The organism is Cohnella sp. GCM10020058, from assembly GCF_042683485.1.
Taxonomy (GTDB): Bacteria; Bacillota; Bacilli; order Paenibacillales; family Paenibacillaceae; genus Cohnella.
Window position 1 is genome coordinate 609991 of the sequence record NZ_JBHUJV010000013.1, and the last position, 18157, is coordinate 628147.

The following is an 18157-nucleotide window of genomic DNA, read 5'->3' on the forward strand; positions in this document are numbered from 1 at the left end:
AATTCTTACCCGTTTAGTAAGGATTATATGTTCAATAATCTACACGCTTGCCGAAAGCGCGTCAATACGATTTCTAATAGATAAGTTCTATAAGTGAATCACACTATCCGATAAGCCGAGTCCGCGCCCGACAAGACCTGACCCGCGATCTCTTTTAAGGAGCGCGCAAACGCTTCGTTTTCCCCTTGCCCGTTAATAAGACTGGTCATCAGACCGATGCCGGCAGTTTCTTGAAAACCGATCGGAACGAGCGTGCCTTCGCGCTCTTCGCGGCGGACGCTCATACCCGGCAGGAAGCAGATGCCTTCCTGCTGAAGCAGCAGACGCTTGGCCGTCTCGGCGTTGTCCGTCTGCAAGATGAGATTGGGAAGCAATCCCTGGCTCTCGAAGACGCGGTGAATGCGGAGCCAATCCAGCGCGCCGCACTCGAAAAAGAGGAGCGGCTCCCGCGACAGGTCCTCGATGCGAGGCTGCGGGTTGGCCGCCAGTGCGTGCTCGCGATGAACGTACAGTCGAATCGGATCCTCATAAAGGACGGCGGAATTCAGGCCGGGATGATTGAATTTGCGGACGAAGCCGATGTCGAGCTCTTTGGAGAGGACGCGCGCGCCGATCTCTTCGGAAGTCGCCGTCGTCAGCTTAAGCCGCAGCGCGGGGTGCTTTCTTCTGAACGCCGGGAGAATGAGCGGCAGCAGATATTGGGCGGCGGAAACGGTACAGCCGATCCGCACCTCTTCCTTGGCGGCTTGCGTCTGCCGCACCTGCTGCTTGCCCTTGCGGTACGTATCGAGCAGCTGCTCGGCATAAGGCCTGAACAGCTTGCCTTTGTTCGTGAGCAGCACCTGCTTGCCGACGCGGTCGAACAGTTGGCAGTCCAGCTCGCGCTCGAGCGATTGAATCCGTGCAGTAACGGAAGGCTGCGACAGAAAAAGTGCGTCCGCAGCTTTGTTGAAGCTGCCGTAATGGAGAACGTGCACGAAGGCTTCGATATTTTCGATATTCAATTCATTTCCCTCCTTATTATTCCGTGTTTGGAGGTAATATTAGTTTGATTTAGTGTCCGCTGTCAAGCTTAATTCGGCGAAATCAGGCGTTTAACACGCGCCTCTCCCCCAGTCAGCCTGTCCGCTCGCGCCATATACTATGGGGAGGGAAGGAGGTGGATACGCCAATGCGCGCTACGATATCGCAGGTCTACCCGAGGCTTTCCTTATTCAGCCAGAAGAACTACAAGGGCTGCCGTTACGTATGGCGGGGCAACCGGGCACTTCGCGATTTGAGACGTCTTTACAGCCACCTCGGTAGCCTTCGCTTCTTCTCGCCGAGCAGGGAAGCAACGCTCGTGCTCTTCAGCCGGTCCAACTTCCAGGGGAAATTCCGTATCTATCGCGGCACGACAAATATCCCGGATCTGAAGTGCTTGTTCGGCGGACGCGGACCCGGTTCTCTCATCATCTCGCGCTCTTGTTTGAAGCCCGAGCACATAAGAATGATTCGTCGGACCGACTGTTTGCCACCTGGATTTCTGGTCATTTGACAAGGTTTCAACGCATAAAGAACCGTCAGGGGCGGACCGCACTGACGGTCCTTTTAGGTTTGGCGGATATCCGAAACTTGCGTCGCGCTGCACGCGCCGATCGCACGCTTTACCTGTCCACGAATCGCCGCCTGAATCAGGAAAAAAGCGGTCCGTATCCCGGCGACGGGGCGGACCGCTTCGCGCCGCCGCTCGGGCGCAAGTAGTCTCACCTAACACTTCTCAACGCAAAAACGCTCGTTCCGGGAATCCCATCCACGGAACGAGCGTTTTTCGTCTTTCGCCGGCTACAGGGGCCGATGAGCGCGGTCTCGCCCGTGCGCATCGACAGCGCGAGCAAGTCGTCGGCGTGCTGCGCCGCCGGCGGACGTCACTCGTGCTTCCGTCAGGCGGCCGACACACCAGGCCATGTCGAGCTCGCTTCTTTTTGAAAAGCGCGATTAGACGCGAATGGCTTGATCCTGCGCGATCAGGCAGAGCTCTGCTGCCTTGAAGGCATGCGCCTGCGTCATCGCCCGTTCGGTGCGATGGATGCAATCCAGGATCAGCTCTCCGAAAAACGGAAAGCCGACCTTGCCGCCCACCGCTTCATGGAATTCCCCGTCCCGGTTGACCAGATACACGTGGTCGCCTGACGGATCGTGCGCGATATCGACGTACTTGCGCAGCTCGATGTAGCCTTCGGTACCGAGAATCGTCGTGCGGCCGTCCCCCCATGTTCCTAGACCTTCCGGCGTCAACCAGTCGACGCGGAAATACTGCGTTGCCCCGTTATCACCGACGAGCGTCGCGTCCCCGAAATCCTCCAGCTCGGGATAATCCGGATTTGCGTAATTCGACACCTTGCTTTGCAGCACCTTCGCATCGGTACAGCCGGCGTAATATAGAAACTGCTCGATCTGATGGCTGCCGATGTCGCACAGAATGCCGCCGTATCTTTCCTTCTGAAAAAACCATTCCGGTCGGGATGGCGCATTCAGCCGGTGCGGTCCGAGCCCGATGACCTGAAGCACGCGCCCGATCGTGCCGTCCCGCACGAGCTGCCCTGCGTAAACGCCCGCTTCCGAGTGGATTCGTTCGCTGTAATAAACCATGTACTTACGTCCGGTCTCCGCCGCCTTTTGCCGCGCGGACGCAAGCTGCGCGAGCGTCGTAAACGGTGTCTTGTCCGTGAAATAGTCTTTGCCGGCATCCATGACGCGAAGGCCGAGCGCGCAACGCTCGGAAGGCACCGCCGCCGCGGCAACGAGCCGAATCTCCGGATCGACCAAAATCTCGGATTCGCTCTGCGCGATCCTGACGCCCGGGAACGCCTTCGCAAAGCGTTCGGCCTTCTCCAGGTCGCGGTCGTATACCCACTTGAGCGTTGCGCCGGCTTCCGTCAAGCCGTTCGCCATTCCGTATATATGGCCGTGGTCGAGCGCGATCGCCGCGAACGCGAACTCGCCCTGAGAAACGACGGAACTCGGCTTGCCCTTCGGTGCATAGTTCATGCCGTCTTTTTTTTGCATGTCACTCATGATCCGTAGCTCCCTTCCGTACTAAAGACCGCTCCGGTTCCCGTCTTATGCCGCGACGCGGCCGCGCGCTTGTTGAGCTCCGCGAGGAACAGGTCCTCGTCCGGCGGCATGTCGACCGTACGCTCAAGCCAACTGGACAGATGCATCGCGTTGGACAGCTCGAGGCTGCGAATGCCCTCCGCGCCATCCGCGGTCAGCGGCGTCCCGTTCAGGATGCGTCCCGCAAAAGCGGCGATGACGCCGAGATGCTGCGGATTTTCGCCTTCGGCGGCAATCTCAAGCATCGTCGACGAGGGGCGCTCGAAGCCGCCGACGGTCTTGTCGCAGCAAAATTCGCGCTCGTTGCGGTCGAGCTTGTAGAGCGTGAGCTTGTCATTTTCGCAGACAAGCTTGCCCCACTCGAGCGTGATCTCGAGCCGGTTCGTCCCCGGACAGTCCGCCGTGCTCGTCACGAATACGCCGGTGGCGCCGTTGTCGAATTCGAGATATGCGGTGACGTCATCCTCAACCTCGATGTCGTGCCATTTCCCGTTGTGGCAAAAGGCGCGCACGCGGCTCGGCATGCCGCAGATCCATTGGAGCAGGTCCAGGTTGTGCGGACACTGGTTAAGAAGCACGCCGCCGCCCTCGCCGGCCCAGGTCGCCCGCCAGCTGCCCGAATCGTAGTAAGATTGCGTCCTGTACCAGTCCGTGATGATCCAGTTGACGCGCTTGATCGCGCCAAGCTCGCCGCCGTTCACCAGCTCGTGCATTTTCCGGTAAACGGGGTTGGTCCGCTGGTTGAACATCATGGCGAACACGACGCCGCTCGACGCGGCCCGCTCGTTCATCTCCCGCACCTGCTTGGCGTATACGCCCGCCGGCTTCTCGCACAGCACGTGCAGGCCGCGCTCGAACGCTTTGATCGCCAGCGCCGGATGCTCGTAATGCGGCGTTGCGATCAACACGGCTTCGCACAGCCCGCTGTCCATAAGCGCCTCCGGAGAATCGAACAGCGCGGTCTGCGCAGGCAAATACGCCCGAGCTTGCGCGAGACGCTCCGGCTCGCGCTCGGCCACTGCGGCCACCAGCACGTCTGGCACGGCGCCTTCCGCTATTTTTTTCGCATGCGAGGACCCCATGTTCCCCATGCCGATGATTCCAAGCTTCAGCTGCTTCATCTTGAACGCTCCCCTGTTCGGTATTCAATGCTAGCGATAACCGAGTCCTGCGAGATTGAGGTAGCTCGTCTCCAGGCAATCGAACGGACTGCCCTCGCACGTATCCTGCTCGACCAGCAAGTACTCGGTCGTTCCCGCCCGCTTGATCGCATCCAAAATGGCAGGGAAGTTCATGTTGCCCGCCATCACCGGCGCCATGACCTGCTCCATGCCCCGAACGTCCATGTCCTTAAGATGAACGCAGCGGATGCGGTCGGCAAGCTTCGCGATCCATTCGCATACGTCCGCGCCGGCCGCCTGTACCCAGTACGTATCAAGCGTGATCCCCATCTCCTGCGGCGAGAAGTCCTCGATCAGCCGTTCGATCAGCCGCTTGCCGCCGATTTTTTGCCATTCGAAGTTGTGGTTGTGATACATGAACAACTTGCCGGCGTCTGCGATCGCGGCTGCGGCCTTGCGGAAGTCGCTTGCGAAATATTCGTACCATTCCGTCGTGCGGTATTTTTCCGCGAGCGCGCCGAGACCGATATATTTGCAACCTAGAATATCGTGCTCCCGAATGAGGGCCTCGGTATCGTTCAGCAGACGGTCAGCGCTTACATGCGTCAGCGCGATCGTTAGGCCAAGTTCGTCGCAAATGCCTCGGAGCACCTCCGGCGCGATGGTGCCCATCGCCGATACCTGGATCGACGTATAGCCGATTTTCGCAATCCGCTCAAGCGATCTGCGAATGTCCGCCTCTGTCTGAAGATACGATCTAACGGTATACAACTGCGCACCCAACTTCATCGTTTACGACTTCCTCCTCGTCATCCATACGGGATTTGTGTTACTTTTAAGTATAGTGATTCGAGGATCGGCAACCATTGTGAAAAGCACGACTGAGATTGCGAATCTAGCGGTATTGAAGTCACGTTCAGGATGACGGAGTGAGACGAATGGGAAATATCGCGCAGTTATTTACCGATTCCGTGTACTTCCACCATGGCCTGGACCGCCGCAGGACGGAAGCGTACGCGCTGCATTGCCACCACTTTTACGAGCTGTTTTATTTTATCGAAGGCGAGGCAAGCTACCTTGTCGAAGGGGTCGAATACGTGCCCGCCCCGCACAGTTTGCTGTTGATCTCGTCCAATGTGTTCCATGGGGTCAGGGTGGAGAGCGATCGTCCTTACGAGCGCTATGCGGTTCACTTCGATCCGGCCTTCCTGCCTGCCGAGGAGCGGCCGCTGCTGCTGTCTACGTTCCATGAGGCGTCCGCGCCGGAAGACATCTATTTTACCGATGCCGACCGGTTCGGCATGCGGGATTTTTTCGAGCAGCTCATGTCGTGCGCCGGGATGAGCGACGATATCCGGGACTTGTCGCTGCGGATTCGGCTCGGCGCGCTGCTGACGCAGCTGCTTCATATGAGCCGGACGATTCATCGCAGCGAAGGAGAGGCGCGGCCGAGGCAGACCGTCGAGCGGATTATCGGCTACCTGAACGCCCATATTGCCGAAGACATCTCGCTGGACGAGCTCTCCGCCCTCTTCTTCGTCAGCAAGCATCATTTGAACAAAATATTCCGCAAGGCGACCGGAACGACCGTCGGCAACTACGTCATCCATAAACGCGTCGCGCTTGCCAGGCAGCTCATGATGCAGGGCGAGACCGCGAACGCCGCTTCCTTAAGCGCGGGCTTCGGCCATTATTCCTCCTTTTTCAGAGCCTACCGCAATATATACGGGCACGCGCCCACAGAACGCGGCACGATCCCCCCGGGAGGGGACGAATCGGGCGGCGGGGCGGACTCTGGCGATGGAACGATTATTCGCGTTTGAACGATATCCCCTTGGAACAGGTACGGCTGCTGGGCAACCGCGATGTAGCTACTTCCTGCGCGATTGTCCAACAGCCGTTCCGATTGGCTCCGGCGTATCGCCACCGATGTCTTTTCGCCGCAACGCCTGCAAATATACATCTTTTTTTCTGTTTTCGACCTTATTGTACAAAATAGATGCAAATGCGCAGGCATTTCTCTTCATCAACCGAATTTTCGACTTGCGCTTTTTATTTACCTGCGCATTTGCAGGTATTTCATCAGGTGGCTCGCGTCAGTAGAAAATAGATGCACAAATGCAGTTTTTTGATCCAGCCAAACATCCGAAAAGCACCGGAACGTTATAACCGCGTTGACCTTTCCGCGCATTGCCGCCCAAATTTATACTTACTAAAATTGCAAAAAAAGCGGACTCGCGTTTCCTGCGAGTCCGCTTTTCATTTTTTTGACAGGCTTCAAGCTCGGATCGCTTCGACGAATCGCCTCGCAATCTCCATCGGTCGGGTGATGGCTCCTCCGACGACGACCGAAAAAGCGCCCAGTTCCAGGCAGCGCCGCAGCATCTCGGGCGTCAGAACATTGCCTTCTGCAATCACGGGAATCGACACAGTCTGCAGGACCTCCCGTAAAAAATGGAAGTCGTCCGCATACAGCTTGGATGCCGAAGTATAGGGCGTATAGCCGTGAAGCGTCGTACCCGCGCAATCAAAGCCGAGCGCCTGCGCGGTCAGCGCCTCCGCCGCCGTCGAGATATCCGCCATGAGCCGAACGGCAGGGGCGCGCTGTCTGCAGTAAGCGACAAGCGCATCGAGCGTTTCCCCGTTTGGGCGGGCGCGTGCCGTGGCATCCATCGCGATCATTTCGCAGCCGCTGTCCAGCAGCTCGTCAATCTCCCGCCTCGTCGTGGTGATGAACACTTCGCTGTCCGGATAATCCCGCTTGACGATGCCGATCACCGGCAGCGCAACCGCCTTCTTGATCGCAACGATGTCCGCATTCGAGTTGGCCCGGATGCCGACCGCCCCGCCGTCCGCCGCTGCGGCGGCCATCCGCGCCATAATGTCGGCGCCATGAAGCCGCTCATGGGGAAGCGCCTGGCAGGATACCACCAATCCGCCTTTCATCTGTTCGAGCAAAGCTACTCCACCTCCAAATGGGCTTACTTGCTTGATGCGACCAGGTCGAGGATGTCCCGGTTCAAAGCCGCGAGAGCTTCGCGTTGCTCGGGATCGATCGGCAGAAGCGGCAGGCGGGGCGCCCCCGTCTCTACGCCGCGCAGTCCGAGCAGATGCTTGCAGGCGCCGTAGAGCGACGGATAACCCAGGAGTCGCTTGATGATGCCGTTGATCTCGAACTGAAGCGCCTGCGCCTCCGCCAGCTCGCCATGCCGATACAGCCGGTCGAGCTCGACGAACAGCTCGGGCATGACGCCGTAGGTTCCGCCGATGCCGCCGTCCGCGCCCATGATGCGCCCCGCCAGATATTGCTCGTCAGGTCCATTGAACACTAGAAAATTGTCGCCGCCGGTCGCTTTGAACTGCTGCAGCTCGAACGCGCTCTCGCCGGACATCTTGACACCGATGACCCGCTCCTGCTCCGCCATGCGGCCGAGCAGGAGCGGCGTCAGACTAAAGCCGGTCGTCTGCGGAATATTGTAAATGATGAACGGCAGGCTCGTGCTGTCGATCATACGCTGCCAATGCGTCTCGACAGCCTTCTCGGACAATCGATAATAGATCGAAGGCACAGCCGATACCGCGTCGGCGCCGACTTCCTCTGCGTGCCGGCACAGCGCCTCGCTCTCGCGCGTCGCATTGGCCCCGACATGAACGATGACCGTCAGTTCCCCTTTTACCTCCTCTATGACCGCCTCGAGCACCTGCTTGCGTTCCGCTTCGGTCTGCAGCATGCCTTCGCCGGAGCTGCCGCCGACGTACAGACCCTTGACGCCGGTGCCGACATAATGCCGGGCAAGGCGGCGGACGCGGTCCGAATTGACGTTTCCTTGTCCGTCGTATGCCGAATACATCGCGACATAGACGCCTGCAAAGGCGTTAATCCAATTTTTACTCATCCTGAAGCTCACCTTCGCTTTTCATAAAATAGGGATATATGGCGCCGTACAAGGCGGCCCGGTTGCCGAGCGCCGCCGCCTTCAAGCACGTCCTTGCGAATCCTGCCGGCAGATAAGCCGGCATCTGATCGCTAAGCTTGTCAATCAAGTAATCGCCCTGCTCGGACACGGCGCCGCCGATGACGATCATCGCCGGATCGGCGAGCAGCACGATCTCGGCCAAGCCTCTGGCGACCTCCTCGCTCCACGCGTCGATGAGCCGTTCGCAAGCCGCATCGCCGTGCCGAGCCCGATCGAACAGCGCCCGGCCGCCGCCGGCAAATCCAGGCAATTCGGCCGCAGCACGCTTCAGTAGTGCGGACATGGAAGCCCGCTGCTCGTAGGTCGTGCAAGTCGCCTTGTCGAAAAGGCTATGACCGATCTCCCCGGCACGGAACGAACTTCCCGTTATGAGTCGACCTCCGCAGAACAGCGCACCGCCGATGCCAGTCCCGAGCGTCACGCAGAAGAAGTCGCCATAGCCTCTCGCGGCGCCTCGCCAATGCTCTCCTGTCGCCGCGGCGCTCACGTCGTTGGCGACGCATGCCGGCAAGCCGAAGCGCGATTCGATCTCCCGCATCCACTGTACGCCCCGATAAGCCGGAATCGTCAGTCCCGCATAAACGATCTCGCCGCATTCCGGGTTAACGACGCCCGCGGTGCTGATTCCGACACCCTGGACGCCGGGAAATCGAGCCAGTAGGCCAGCCAGGATCCCGCAGACCGTGCCCGGGATGCGCCGACCGGCGTCCGCGCCCTGAGGCGTCGCTTCTGAGCGGGTGAAAACCATATTTGCCCCTGCGTCGAATACGGCAAACTTGATGTCCGTCCCGCCGACATCGAAGGCGACCCAGTGCGCACCGGAAGCGCCGATCCGATCCCCATCGAATTCCGTATGTGGCATGCGCGCTTACTCCTTTACGGCGCCGGCCGCAAGACCTCGCGTGAAGTATTGCTGGAACAGCAGGAAGATGAGCAGCATCGGAATCGCGGCGACGGTAGCGCCGGCCATTTTATAAGCGAAGTTGGGGTTGAGATCCTGCATCAAGGTCGAGATTCCGACCATGAGCGTCTTCATCTCCTTGTCTTGCCCGATGACGAGCTGCCAGAGATAGTCGTTCCATACCTGAACGAAGTTCAGGATAAACAGTGCGCCGATTCCTGGCTTGACGATCGGGATCATAATCTTGAGAAAAGTGCGTACCTCTCCTGCGCCGTCGATCCGGGCGGCTTCGCGCAGCGCGTCGGGCGCAGCGTCGAAGAAGCTCTTAAGCAGGAACACGCCGAACGCCGTCGCGACATTGGGCCAGATCATGCCGTAAAGGTTGTTGACGAGGCCGAGCTCCTGGGCGATCCGAAACAAAGGTACGATCATAACTTCCTTGGGCACCATCAGACTGGAGACGAAAAGAATGAAAATGACGTTTTTGCCTTTAAAGTTCAGCTTGGAGAACGCATATGCCGCCATCGAGCTGAATACGATCAGCAGCACGGTCGTGAATCCCGCGACGAATAGGCTGTTAAAAGTCCAACGCAACGCTGGCTGGCTCTCGAATACGTCCGCGTAATTGCCGAAGGTGAATGTCCTGGGCCACCAGTCCGGCGGCATCTTGATGACGTCCGAACTGTTCTTGAGCGAGCTGGTGAACAGCCAATAGAGCGGAAACAGATTCAGGGCCGCAAAAAAGACGATGATGCCGTTGGCGACGAGATCGTAAGCTTCGCGCCTCTTTTTGCCATAAGTTTTCGCCATGATGCATCCCTCACTTATCCTTGAACAGCGATCGCAGCTGAGGTACGGACAGCAGCAGCGTTATGAAGAACATGATGACCCCGACGGCGGACGCAATGCCGAGCTGATTGTACTTGAAGGCATTGTTGTACAAGTAATACATCATCGTGACGGACGCATTGTTCGGTCCGCCGCCGGTCAGCAGCTGGATGACGACGAAAATTTTGAGCACGGCGATAATGTTGATGATCGTGATGTAAACCGTGGTCGGCCTGACGAGCGGAATGAGAATCTGGAAGATTACCCTCACGCGGCTCGCGCCGTCGACTTCGGCCGCCTCGAACAGGTCCTTCGGCACGCCGATCATGGAAGCGATGTACAGAATGATCGCCTGTCCGACATTGGTCGCGAACGTCACGAAAATGATGACCGGCAACACCGTAGTCTTGTTGCCAAGCAGATTGACGATGCCGAAGTCCAGCTCCCGCGCCGTATGGGAGATGAGCCCGTTGGCCGGATTAAGCAGGAAACTCCAGACCATGCTCATGACGACCATCGATACCATGACCGGAATGTAGTAGCTCCCGCGAATGAACGAAACGTACTTTGCGTTTTTATCGAATACCGAGGACGATACAAATAGCGCAAAAAACACCGTAAGCAGGACAATAAAGACGACGAAGACGACAGTATTGACGACGGATTTAAAGAAAACGGGATCGGCGAACAGATCCGCATAATTGTCGAATCCGACGAAGGTCTCTTTCTGGAATTGAATCTTGTAGAAGCTGAGGCGAATGCCCTCGACGATCGGATAAACGATAAATATCAAAAAGAGCAGAAATTGCGGTAAAATGAACAGATAACCGGTGATGTTTTCTTTCAGGTAGGGGTTTCGCAGTCTCATGGTTGCCGTTCCCTTTCTCGAAAGGCGCCGGCCGCCGCTCGGACCGCGGGGCCGGGCATCGAAAATGTGTTAGACGGGACGCCGACATACTGACATTACTTGCTCAGTACGGAATTGGCCTTCGCCTTCTGTATGACTTCGTTCCCCTTCGTCTGATAATCCTTAACGGCCTCCTCGGGGGTTTTCTCGCCGATGTACATCGCTTGCAGCTCCGGATAGAGCACCTGCCTCAGTTCGCTATAGCCCGGCACGTTGCCGGTGAAGGAAAACATATGGGCGGCGTTTTTGGCATAGGCCTCGAACAGCGGGAATTGCGACTTGAACTCCGAGACGACGGAGCTGCGGACCGGAATACTGTTTTTCGACGCTTTGACGAGCTCGGGATCGGTGGAGAAAAATTTGACGAAGTCTTTTGCGACCTCGGTACGCTTGGCGTCGTCCGTTTTGAACACGCTGGCGCCGACGACGTAGGTGAAGGTCAATGGCGTCCCGCTCTCGGACGGAATGTTGGCGAGGCGGACGTCGAACTTCGGCATCTTGCCCGCGGCCATGTCGGCCTTCATGTTGTTGTAAAGGACCGGGTTGGTGAAGCTGATGCCGAGCTGTTGGTTCTGGAACATAGCGTTGGCGTCGTTGGACGAAACCGACTCGGCGCCGGGATTCGTGTGGCCGGACTTGTAGGTATCGTACAGCCACCGGGCCGCCTTTACGCCGTTCGCATCGTCCAAGACGATATTCCCCTGGTCGTCGAAAAACTTGTTGCCGAACATGCGCAGGTAAGCGAGGGTCCAGGTATCGCCCTGGCTGTTGAGCGCGTAGAGCGCCATCGGATACGCATTCGGATACTTGTCCTTCGGCAGCTTTGTCTTCAGCGCCTCAAGGATTTGGTTATATTCGTCCAGCGTCCACGTCTTGACTTCGTTCTCTCCGCCGACCAGACCTTCAAGTCCCGCCGCTTTGAGCATGTCTGCGTTGTAGACGAGCGTCCCCGGATTGTTCGAGAACGGATAGAAATAGATCTCGTCGCCGAACGTAACGTTGTCCCAATAGCCTTGCGCGATGTCGCTTTTCGCGGCATCGTCCACGATGTCGTTCAAAGGTACGAGCGCGCCGCGGTGCGCGTAATCGCCCATCGCGAAAACGCTCTCGAAAAATACGTCGGGCGGCGTACCTCCGTTCAGATTGACGTTGAGCAGTTCGTCCCGCTGATCGCCAGCGATTACTTGTACGTTGATCTTGGCGTCGTACTTGTCGTATTGCTTGACGAACTTGTCGGCAGCGGCTTTGAAAAAGCTGTCGTAATCGGCATCGCTCTCAGTCGCGTCGTACACGCCCTTCCACTGCGGCGTCAGCCAGACCGAGATCTCGACCTTGTCTTTGCCCGCTCCCGCGCCGCCGGATGCGCCGGACGACGCTTCTCCGGACTTGACATCGTTGCCGCAGCCGGCGAGCATTGCCATGGACAGCGCCACGGCCGGTACGACGGCAAGCATTCTTTTTTTTAACATGGATAAGGACCCCCTTATGCTTGTCTCGATCTTAAAACGTGGAGACGCTTACAATAACGACATGTCGATCTTGATGACGATCTTGCGGATTGCGTCGCCCGGCCGATCGCCGATCCCGGGCCGGTGAATGTCGCCTGGCAGGAACACGGCGTACGTCCCGGGCCGCAGCCGGACACGCGACTCCTGTGGCAGCGACTCGTACAAAGCGAAGTCCTGCTCCGCGTCGTACGCCTGAGACGGCGTCAGAGATTCGGTGTTCGGCTGCCAGCCGATCGTCTCTTCGCCTTCCAGCAGGAAATGAACGTCTGCATAGCGTTCATGCTTTTCCGCCGGCTGCGTATCGGCCGTCTTGGACGACAGCGTCATGATGCGCCCGTACATCTCGTCTCCCCAGATGGGGCAAACCCCGTCTTCGCGTCCCGAAAAGTCGGTTCCCTTCAAAAAATCAACAGCTTTGCGGATAATGGGATGCGCGTGATTCCGCTCGCGAGGCCAATTTTCGATTGTGCTTGCAAGCATGCCGCCGCCCCTCCTTCCCTTTGGTTTGACAGGCCGCCGGCATCGGCCGATCGACTTGTTGAGGCAAGTATATCGCTGTGGCAAATGAGCCAACAGGAACGGATTTTAACGAAATGTTCACGATTTTTCGATTCGGGCCATTTTTCGTGAAAACCTTTTCATTTTCCGTCTTTTTGCCGTTGCGCCCGAAACTGTTGGGGACTGACGCCCTTTATTTTTTTGAAAAGACGTCCGAAATAGTTGACGTTCTCGTAGCCGACCCGCTCCGCGATTAAATAACCGGGCAGGTCGGTCTCCGCCAGCTCGGCGGCGGCTCGCTCGATACGGAGCATATTGATCCAGTCCGTAAAGCCTTTGCCGGTCTCCCGCTTGAATACCGTACTTAAATAGCTCTCGCTCATATTGACCATGGCCGCCGCGGCTTTTAACGACAGCGTGTCCGCATAATTTGCAGACATATAGTCCAGCAGCCTTTTAATGTCGCTGCGCGGCGTGTCCTGCGCCTCCGCGACGCTGAGACGGTGGCGGATGCGACCGTACAGCTCCGGCAGCTGCCGCCAGTCGTCGAACGGCCCCTGCACGCCGCCGGCCAGCGAGATTCCAAGAAGTTGCCGGGAGGCGGCGGCCAGCTCGGCGACGAGCCGATCCGCATCGCAGCGGTCCGCCGGCGGATGCAGCAGCGCAGCGACCTCGCGGCCGCCGCAAGCGGCGGGATCGCTCGCGAGACGGCCGGCCAGCTCCGAACGGACGAGGTGCGCGAGCAGCCCTGAGGCGGACTGCTCCTGCACGCCCTCCCGCATGCGAAGCATGCCGAGCACCAACAGGCTATAGTTCGGGCGCGGCTCCTCGGCTTCCGCCAGCGCGCGAAAGGCTTTATCGTCCGGCTCCGCCGCCAGCGCCGACAGCAGCAGCTTGGATAGTCGTTCTCTGCGGCCGGCAGCTTCGTCCTTGCGTACTGTCTCTGCAGCCCGGACAGCTTGGGCGGCCTGAACTGCCTGCATCGACTCCCGCTCGCGCTCCCGCGCAATCTTCTCCGCCGCTTCGGAGAGCAGCGCCAGCAGCTCTGCCGGCTTCAGCGACGTTTTTAACAGGTAATCCTCGATGCCCATTTTCATCGCGCGGCGTACATAATCGTACTCATTGTGGCTGCTGAGCACGATGATGAGCGTTTTCGGATACGCTCGCTTCACATGCTCGATCAGCGCGAGCCCATCCATGCGGGGCATGACGATATCGGTAAGCAGGATATCCGGTGCGCCCTGTGCCATCAAAGCCAGCGCTTCCTCCCCGTCCGCCGCGTCGCCCATGAATTCGAAGCCGTGCTTTTCCCAATCGATCAGCGACCTAATTCCAAGCCGCACCAGCAGTTCATCGTCGACGAGCATCACGCCCGGCTGTCTCATCGTCCATTCCTCCCGTCGCTTTTTTGAACGGCAAGCAAAAGACGACGGTCGTCCCTTGCCCGATCTCGCTGAAAATATCAATGCCGAAAGGCGCTCCGTATTGAAGCCGAATCCGGTCGTGCACGTTTTTAATGCCGATCCGCTCCGGCGGCTTTTCTTCGGATCCCTCGGACAGGCTTCTCCGGAGCTCCGCGAGCTTATCCGCCCCGATGCCGGCTCCGTCGTCGGTCAGCTCGAGCAGAAAGCGGTCCCCCTCGGCTCTCGCCCGTACGACGATTTTCCCGGCGCCTTCAGCCGGCTCGATCCCGTGCAGCAGGCTGTTCTCAACGAACGGCTGGAGCATGATCTTGATGACCTCCTGACCCATCAGCTTCTCCGGCACATCAGTCTCGAACGTCAGCCGCTCCGGAAATTTGATTTTCATCAATCCGATATAATTGTGGACATAATCGAGCTCCTGTCGCAGCGGGATGAGGCTGCCGCCTCGTCCGATGCTTCCCTCAAGCATGCCCCCGAGGTTGGACAGCATGTCGCCCACGTCGTTGTCGCTGCGAATATAGGCCATCCATTTGATATTATTGAGCGTGTTCAGGATAAAATGGGGGTTGATCTGCGCCTGGAGCGCCTTGAACCGCATATCTTCTTTTTGCTCGTATTCGTCCTTCAGCCTGGACAGGAGCGTACGGATTTCCCTGACCATTTTGTTATAAGTCGCGATCAGCGCGGCGACTTCGCCGGGACCCTTGACCGGGATAGACGAATGGAAGCCCTTATCCTCCAGTTCCTCCATCCGGCGCTTAAGCAGGTTGAGCGGCTTGGATATGCCGTAGGAAATCGTAATGGTAATCATGGCGAACACAACAAATATGAGCAGGAAAATAAGCACGTTGGTCTTGCGAATCGCGAATATTTCCTTAAACACCGTGTCGTAGGAAACGAACTGCACGACCCGCCAACCGTTAACCGGGACCGTATTGTAATTGACGATCCACTTTTGCTTGCCCTTACGGACAATCTCTTGCCCCTTGGTCTGCCCGCGCATCGAAGCCGTATCCATCTCCTCGGACAACAGCCTGCCCACCGTCCCCTTCGACGAGCCGGATACGATGACGCCGGATTTGTCGACCAAGTACACCTGACCTTCGAGTCCCTCGAGATACTTGCGTACGTCCTCCTCTGCAACGCTGAACAGCACCATGCCGATGTTGCGTCCGGTTTGAATTTCCGTGACCGTCTTTTTTAAGGTGACCAGCGGTCGATTGACCGAATACCATTCGCCGCTATCGGCGGACGTCCATTCAAGCTGAAAAGATTTGGACATCATTCTGGCATACCACTCCGATTGGAGGAGCCGGGCCAGCGAAGCGTCCGATACGTAGCTCGTGCTCAGCCGTCCGCCCTTCGCATCGATGAGCGTGACGTATGTATTTGAAAAATAAGAGCTCGTCCGTCTGTTCATGATTGTATCGTTCAAGCGCAGTTTGTCGTACCCGCTGATGGCGTCCGGATCTTTAAGCATGGTCACGATGCCAGGGTTCGTCGTGATCTCGACTGCGGACTGCAGCATGTCCTCCAGCAGCAGATTGACATTGATGTCGACGAGATTAAGGGCGCTCTGCGCCGAGCTGCCCAGGTTGCGCTCGATGACGCGCTCCAGCGGCTTGTCCATCAGATAGAAGGTCAGCAGGACCGGAATCACGAGGAAAAACAAGATTGAGAAAAACAGCTTGTAGCGGATGGAGTTGGCGCGGAGCAGCGCGCGGCGGATGTTCAGAATGAGCTTCAAGTTTTCCACTGCCTTTGCATTAACGTTCTTGGTTGCACGACTCTAAGTCTACTCGACAGCAATACCGTCCAACAAATTTCGCCTCATGGAGCTCATTTTTGACGAGTTGCTACGGTTTGATTCGGCCTTTGATGCGGTTACGGCGCATCGAACGACAAAAAAACCGCAGGGAGACGACATCTCCAAGCGGCGGCCGTGCATTCGGAACGGGCGAGGCGGCGGGTAACGCCTAATCGTGTACGGATCGGCGCGGCCACTCGCCTACGAACTCCTGAACATCGTAGCCGTAATAGCGGCCGAGCGTCTCTTCCCGGTCGTCGAGAAACAGCTGGTCGGCCAGCGCGGCGACGAGCCGCGGAATGCCGAACTTCATGCCGGACAGCGCCGATGCGGAAATGCCGCAGCTGATGAGAGCGGCGTAATTGAAGGTGAAAATTCCGCGCAGCTGCGCCGCCCCCGCTTCGTCGCGGCTCGTGAAGGCGAAGCCGGGCGTGAGGTACGGATGCGCATCGAGCATCGGGCTTGCTAAATCGGGGGGCGCCTTGTACCGCTCACCCCAGCGGGCGATATGCCGCTCGATACGCGCGAGTTCGGGACGCAGGGCGGGGTCGGTGAGCAGACCGGTGCTGACGATGAGAAAATCGAAGGAACGATCGCCCTGCGGCGTCGTCACGACGACGCCGTCTCCTTCCGGGCGAACTGCGAGCCACGGCGCGCCGAGATGAAGCGCGAAGCCGGGCCAGGCGCTCGCGCGCTCGAACGTGTCGTTGGTCGGCGGCTGGTTGAACTTGAAAAAGTGCGCGATGACCCCGTATTTGTCCGCGTCCGACAGCGCCGGGAAGCGCTCGATCATGCCCGAGCCTTCCATCTGGCGGATCGGGTTAATCCGCGGCAGCGCCTGGCGCCGCACGAACACATGCGCTTCGGCGACGCCTGCGCCGAGCGCAAAGTTCGCATTGTCGAAGGCGGAGGCGCCGCCGCCGAGCACCGCGATTTTTTTGCCGCGGAGGGTAGCGAAATCGATCGCCTGGGACGTATGGGCGTAGAGATCCGGCGGCAAGCTGTCCGCGATCATTGGCGGCACATGCCATTCGCCGCCGCCCTGGATGCCCGTCGCCAGCACGACCTTGCGAGCCAGCACCGAAGAAGCGGGCGCACCTGCACCTTTAAGATGCAGCCTGTGAATCCCTTCTCCCAGCGGCTCTACCAGCGTCAGCTTCGTTTCGTTGACAAGGGGAAGATTCAGCACCTTGCGGTACCAACGCAGGTAGTTCATCCAGTCGCCCCGCGGAATTTTGTCGATCGCTTCCCAGCCCTCGAGACCGAACTGTGCCTCCCACCAGGACCGGAACGTCAGCGACGGGACGCCCAGATCGATCGATGTCAGATGCTTAGGCGTACGCAGCGTCGTCATACGGGCGTACGTTTCCCATGGTCCCTCCATGCCTTCCGGATTTTCGTCGACGATTAAAATATTATAGATTCGCTCGCGCATAAGACCGAAGGCGATGCCCAGTCCGCTCTGGCCGCCGCCCACGATGACGGCGTCATAGACACGACCTTCCTGATGCGGGATCCGGCGAACCCATGTTTCGCCGCCGAACGCCAGGTAAGAAAGGTCGGTTTTAACGCGCTCGTTTAACGCTTCAAGGCTCATCGTGACCCTTCCTTTCCGGGGCGTGTTTTCGCGATTTTCGTTTGTGTCACATTTATAAACACATCATGATAGATTAACATCATATTATCGTCTTTTGTTCGTTCTGGACAGTGCGGAGCTCTATTTCTTGTGAGGATTTCTAATTTTCGAAGAGCGGATTGTACGCGATTACGAGCATATGGATAGTTCTCATGGGTCCTAAGCTGCCATTCTAGTCGCACTTATTATGCGGTTGGAGCGATTTCGATGGAGGTGAAAGTTAGATATAAGCGAGGATAGCGTGGTTTTGGAGCGTTTGATTCGCGGTAAACACTCATTATGTAAGGAAAGTGACATCTCCGTCGGCTTTCGGCTATTTGCCGGTAGTTATGCGGTTTTTCCCACTAGCCTTGCATAAAAATTAACATGAAAATCAATCTAAAATTACTATTTATGTTAATTAAAGCGGGTTTTTCATGGGCAAAAAACAAAAAGACCCCTATTGTAGAGAAGA

At 57.9% G+C, this 18157-nt stretch carries 17 protein-coding genes; 3 read left to right on the forward strand and 14 right to left on the reverse strand.

The features are described 5' to 3' along the window. Positions 1 to 98: 98 nt before the first annotated feature. Positions 99 to 1004: a LysR substrate-binding domain-containing protein gene (locus tag ACFSR7_RS24320; protein ID WP_378166043.1), complete on the reverse strand. Its 906-nt coding sequence runs from the start codon at positions 1002 to 1004 to the stop codon at positions 99 to 101. A 610-nt stretch (positions 1005 to 1614) separates the two neighbouring features. Here ACFSR7_RS24320 and ACFSR7_RS24325 point away from each other — a divergent pair. After that, positions 1615 to 1743 carry a hypothetical protein gene (locus tag ACFSR7_RS24325; RefSeq protein WP_378166045.1) on the forward strand — a complete coding sequence of 43 codons (129 nt, stop codon included), beginning with the start codon at positions 1615 to 1617 and terminating at the stop codon, positions 1741 to 1743. Between the two features lie 234 nt (positions 1744 to 1977). On the opposite strand, the gene ACFSR7_RS24330 is transcribed toward ACFSR7_RS24325, so the two are convergent. From ACFSR7_RS24330 to ACFSR7_RS24340, 3 genes are read right to left on the reverse strand one after another with little or no spacing between them, the layout of a single operon-like run. Continuing rightward, entirely contained in the window at positions 1978 to 3048 is a 1071-nt protein-coding gene (locus ACFSR7_RS24330; RefSeq protein WP_378166117.1) for a Gfo/Idh/MocA family protein, read from the reverse strand. A gap of 5 nt (positions 3049 to 3053) precedes the next feature. Continuing rightward, positions 3054 to 4217, reverse strand: a complete 1164-nt coding sequence (locus ACFSR7_RS24335; protein ID WP_378166047.1) for a Gfo/Idh/MocA family protein — start codon at positions 4215 to 4217, stop codon at positions 3054 to 3056. 30 nt (positions 4218 to 4247) lie between these two features. Then, complete coding sequence (locus ACFSR7_RS24340) at positions 4248 to 5006, reverse strand: sugar phosphate isomerase/epimerase family protein (protein ID WP_378166049.1); 759 nt, start codon at positions 5004 to 5006, stop codon at positions 4248 to 4250. A 149-nt stretch (positions 5007 to 5155) separates the two neighbouring features. On the opposite strand from ACFSR7_RS24340, the gene ACFSR7_RS24345 reads away from it, so the two are divergent. Both ACFSR7_RS24345 and ACFSR7_RS24350 read left to right on the forward strand, forming a co-directional pair. Then, positions 5156 to 6040, forward strand: a complete 885-nt coding sequence (locus ACFSR7_RS24345; RefSeq protein ID WP_378166051.1) for a helix-turn-helix domain-containing protein — start codon at positions 5156 to 5158, stop codon at positions 6038 to 6040. Beyond that, a complete protein-coding gene (locus ACFSR7_RS24350; RefSeq protein WP_378166052.1) occupies positions 6018 to 6320 on the forward strand; it encodes a hypothetical protein in 303 nt (100 codons plus the stop codon). Before ACFSR7_RS24345 ends, ACFSR7_RS24350 begins: the two co-directional genes overlap by 23 nt. Positions 6321 to 6494: 174 nt before the next feature. On the opposite strand, the gene ACFSR7_RS24355 is transcribed toward ACFSR7_RS24350, so the two are convergent. The 10 genes from ACFSR7_RS24355 to ACFSR7_RS24400 all read right to left on the reverse strand — a co-directional run bounded on the left by ACFSR7_RS24355 (position 6495) and on the right by ACFSR7_RS24400 (position 17664). After that, complete coding sequence (locus ACFSR7_RS24355) at positions 6495 to 7175, reverse strand: N-acetylmannosamine-6-phosphate 2-epimerase (protein ID WP_378166054.1); 681 nt, start codon at positions 7173 to 7175, stop codon at positions 6495 to 6497. A gap of 23 nt (positions 7176 to 7198) precedes the next feature. Next, positions 7199 to 8113, reverse strand: coding sequence for a dihydrodipicolinate synthase family protein (locus tag ACFSR7_RS24360; protein ID WP_378166055.1), 915 nt, complete (start codon positions 8111 to 8113; stop codon positions 7199 to 7201). After that, complete coding sequence (locus ACFSR7_RS24365) at positions 8106 to 9056, reverse strand: ROK family protein (RefSeq protein ID WP_378166057.1); 951 nt, start codon at positions 9054 to 9056, stop codon at positions 8106 to 8108. The genes ACFSR7_RS24360 and ACFSR7_RS24365 overlap by 8 nt, the downstream gene beginning before the upstream one ends. Positions 9057 to 9062: 6 nt before the next feature. Beyond that, complete coding sequence (locus ACFSR7_RS24370; protein WP_378166058.1) at positions 9063 to 9905, reverse strand: carbohydrate ABC transporter permease; 843 nt, start codon at positions 9903 to 9905, stop codon at positions 9063 to 9065. A gap of 10 nt (positions 9906 to 9915) precedes the next feature. Continuing rightward, the gene (locus ACFSR7_RS24375) at positions 9916 to 10791 is read right to left on the reverse strand and encodes a carbohydrate ABC transporter permease (RefSeq protein WP_378166060.1); all 876 of its coding nucleotides are present in this window, start codon (positions 10789 to 10791) and stop codon (positions 9916 to 9918) included. Between the two features lie 95 nt (positions 10792 to 10886). Continuing rightward, a complete protein-coding gene (locus tag ACFSR7_RS24380; RefSeq protein ID WP_378166061.1) occupies positions 10887 to 12299 on the reverse strand; it encodes an ABC transporter substrate-binding protein in 1413 nt (470 codons plus the stop codon). 48 nt (positions 12300 to 12347) lie between these two features. Next, positions 12348 to 12818 carry a NanQ anomerase/TabA/YiaL family protein gene (locus ACFSR7_RS24385; RefSeq protein WP_378166063.1) on the reverse strand — a complete coding sequence of 157 codons (471 nt, stop codon included), beginning with the start codon at positions 12816 to 12818 and terminating at the stop codon, positions 12348 to 12350. Positions 12819 to 12976: 158 nt separating this feature from the next. Beyond that, positions 12977 to 14221 (reverse strand): response regulator transcription factor, encoded by a 1245-nt coding sequence (locus ACFSR7_RS24390; protein ID WP_378166065.1) that lies wholly within the window; start codon positions 14219 to 14221, stop codon positions 12977 to 12979. Then, on the reverse strand, positions 14187 to 16007 hold the full coding sequence (locus ACFSR7_RS24395; protein ID WP_378166067.1) for a sensor histidine kinase: 1821 nt from the start codon (positions 16005 to 16007) through the stop codon (positions 14187 to 14189). Before ACFSR7_RS24395 ends, ACFSR7_RS24390 begins: the two co-directional genes overlap by 35 nt. 229 nt (positions 16008 to 16236) lie before the next feature. Continuing rightward, a complete protein-coding gene (locus ACFSR7_RS24400) occupies positions 16237 to 17664 on the reverse strand; it encodes an FAD/NAD(P)-binding protein (protein WP_378166069.1) in 1428 nt (475 codons plus the stop codon). Between the last annotated feature and the right edge of the window lie 493 nt (positions 17665 to 18157).

Coding starts and splice junctions, on each gene's coding strand:
- ACFSR7_RS24390 (WP_378166065.1), bottom strand. CDS start 14,221: ATGAGACAGCCGGGCGTGATGCTCGTCGACGATGAACTGCTGGTGCGG.
- ACFSR7_RS24370 (WP_378166058.1), bottom strand. CDS start 9,905: ATGGCGAAAACTTATGGCAAAAAGAGGCGCGAAGCTTACGATCTCGTC.
- ACFSR7_RS24380 (WP_378166061.1), bottom strand. CDS start 12,299: ATGTTAAAAAAAAGAATGCTTGCCGTCGTACCGGCCGTGGCGCTGTCC.
- ACFSR7_RS24400 (WP_378166069.1), bottom strand. CDS start 17,664: ATGAGCCTTGAAGCGTTAAACGAGCGCGTTAAAACCGACCTTTCTTAC.
- ACFSR7_RS24345 (WP_378166051.1), top strand. CDS start 5,156: ATGGGAAATATCGCGCAGTTATTTACCGATTCCGTGTACTTCCACCAT.
- ACFSR7_RS24330 (WP_378166117.1), bottom strand. CDS start 3,048: ATGCAAAAAAAAGACGGCATGAACTATGCACCGAAGGGCAAGCCGAGT.
- ACFSR7_RS24350 (WP_378166052.1), top strand. CDS start 6,018: ATGGAACGATTATTCGCGTTTGAACGATATCCCCTTGGAACAGGTACG.
- ACFSR7_RS24385 (WP_378166063.1), bottom strand. CDS start 12,818: ATGCTTGCAAGCACAATCGAAAATTGGCCTCGCGAGCGGAATCACGCG.
- ACFSR7_RS24360 (WP_378166055.1), bottom strand. CDS start 8,113: ATGAGTAAAAATTGGATTAACGCCTTTGCAGGCGTCTATGTCGCGATG.
- ACFSR7_RS24365 (WP_378166057.1), bottom strand. CDS start 9,056: ATGCCACATACGGAATTCGATGGGGATCGGATCGGCGCTTCCGGTGCG.
- ACFSR7_RS24340 (WP_378166049.1), bottom strand. CDS start 5,006: ATGAAGTTGGGTGCGCAGTTGTATACCGTTAGATCGTATCTTCAGACA.
- ACFSR7_RS24335 (WP_378166047.1), bottom strand. CDS start 4,217: ATGAAGCAGCTGAAGCTTGGAATCATCGGCATGGGGAACATGGGGTCC.
- ACFSR7_RS24375 (WP_378166060.1), bottom strand. CDS start 10,791: ATGAGACTGCGAAACCCCTACCTGAAAGAAAACATCACCGGTTATCTG.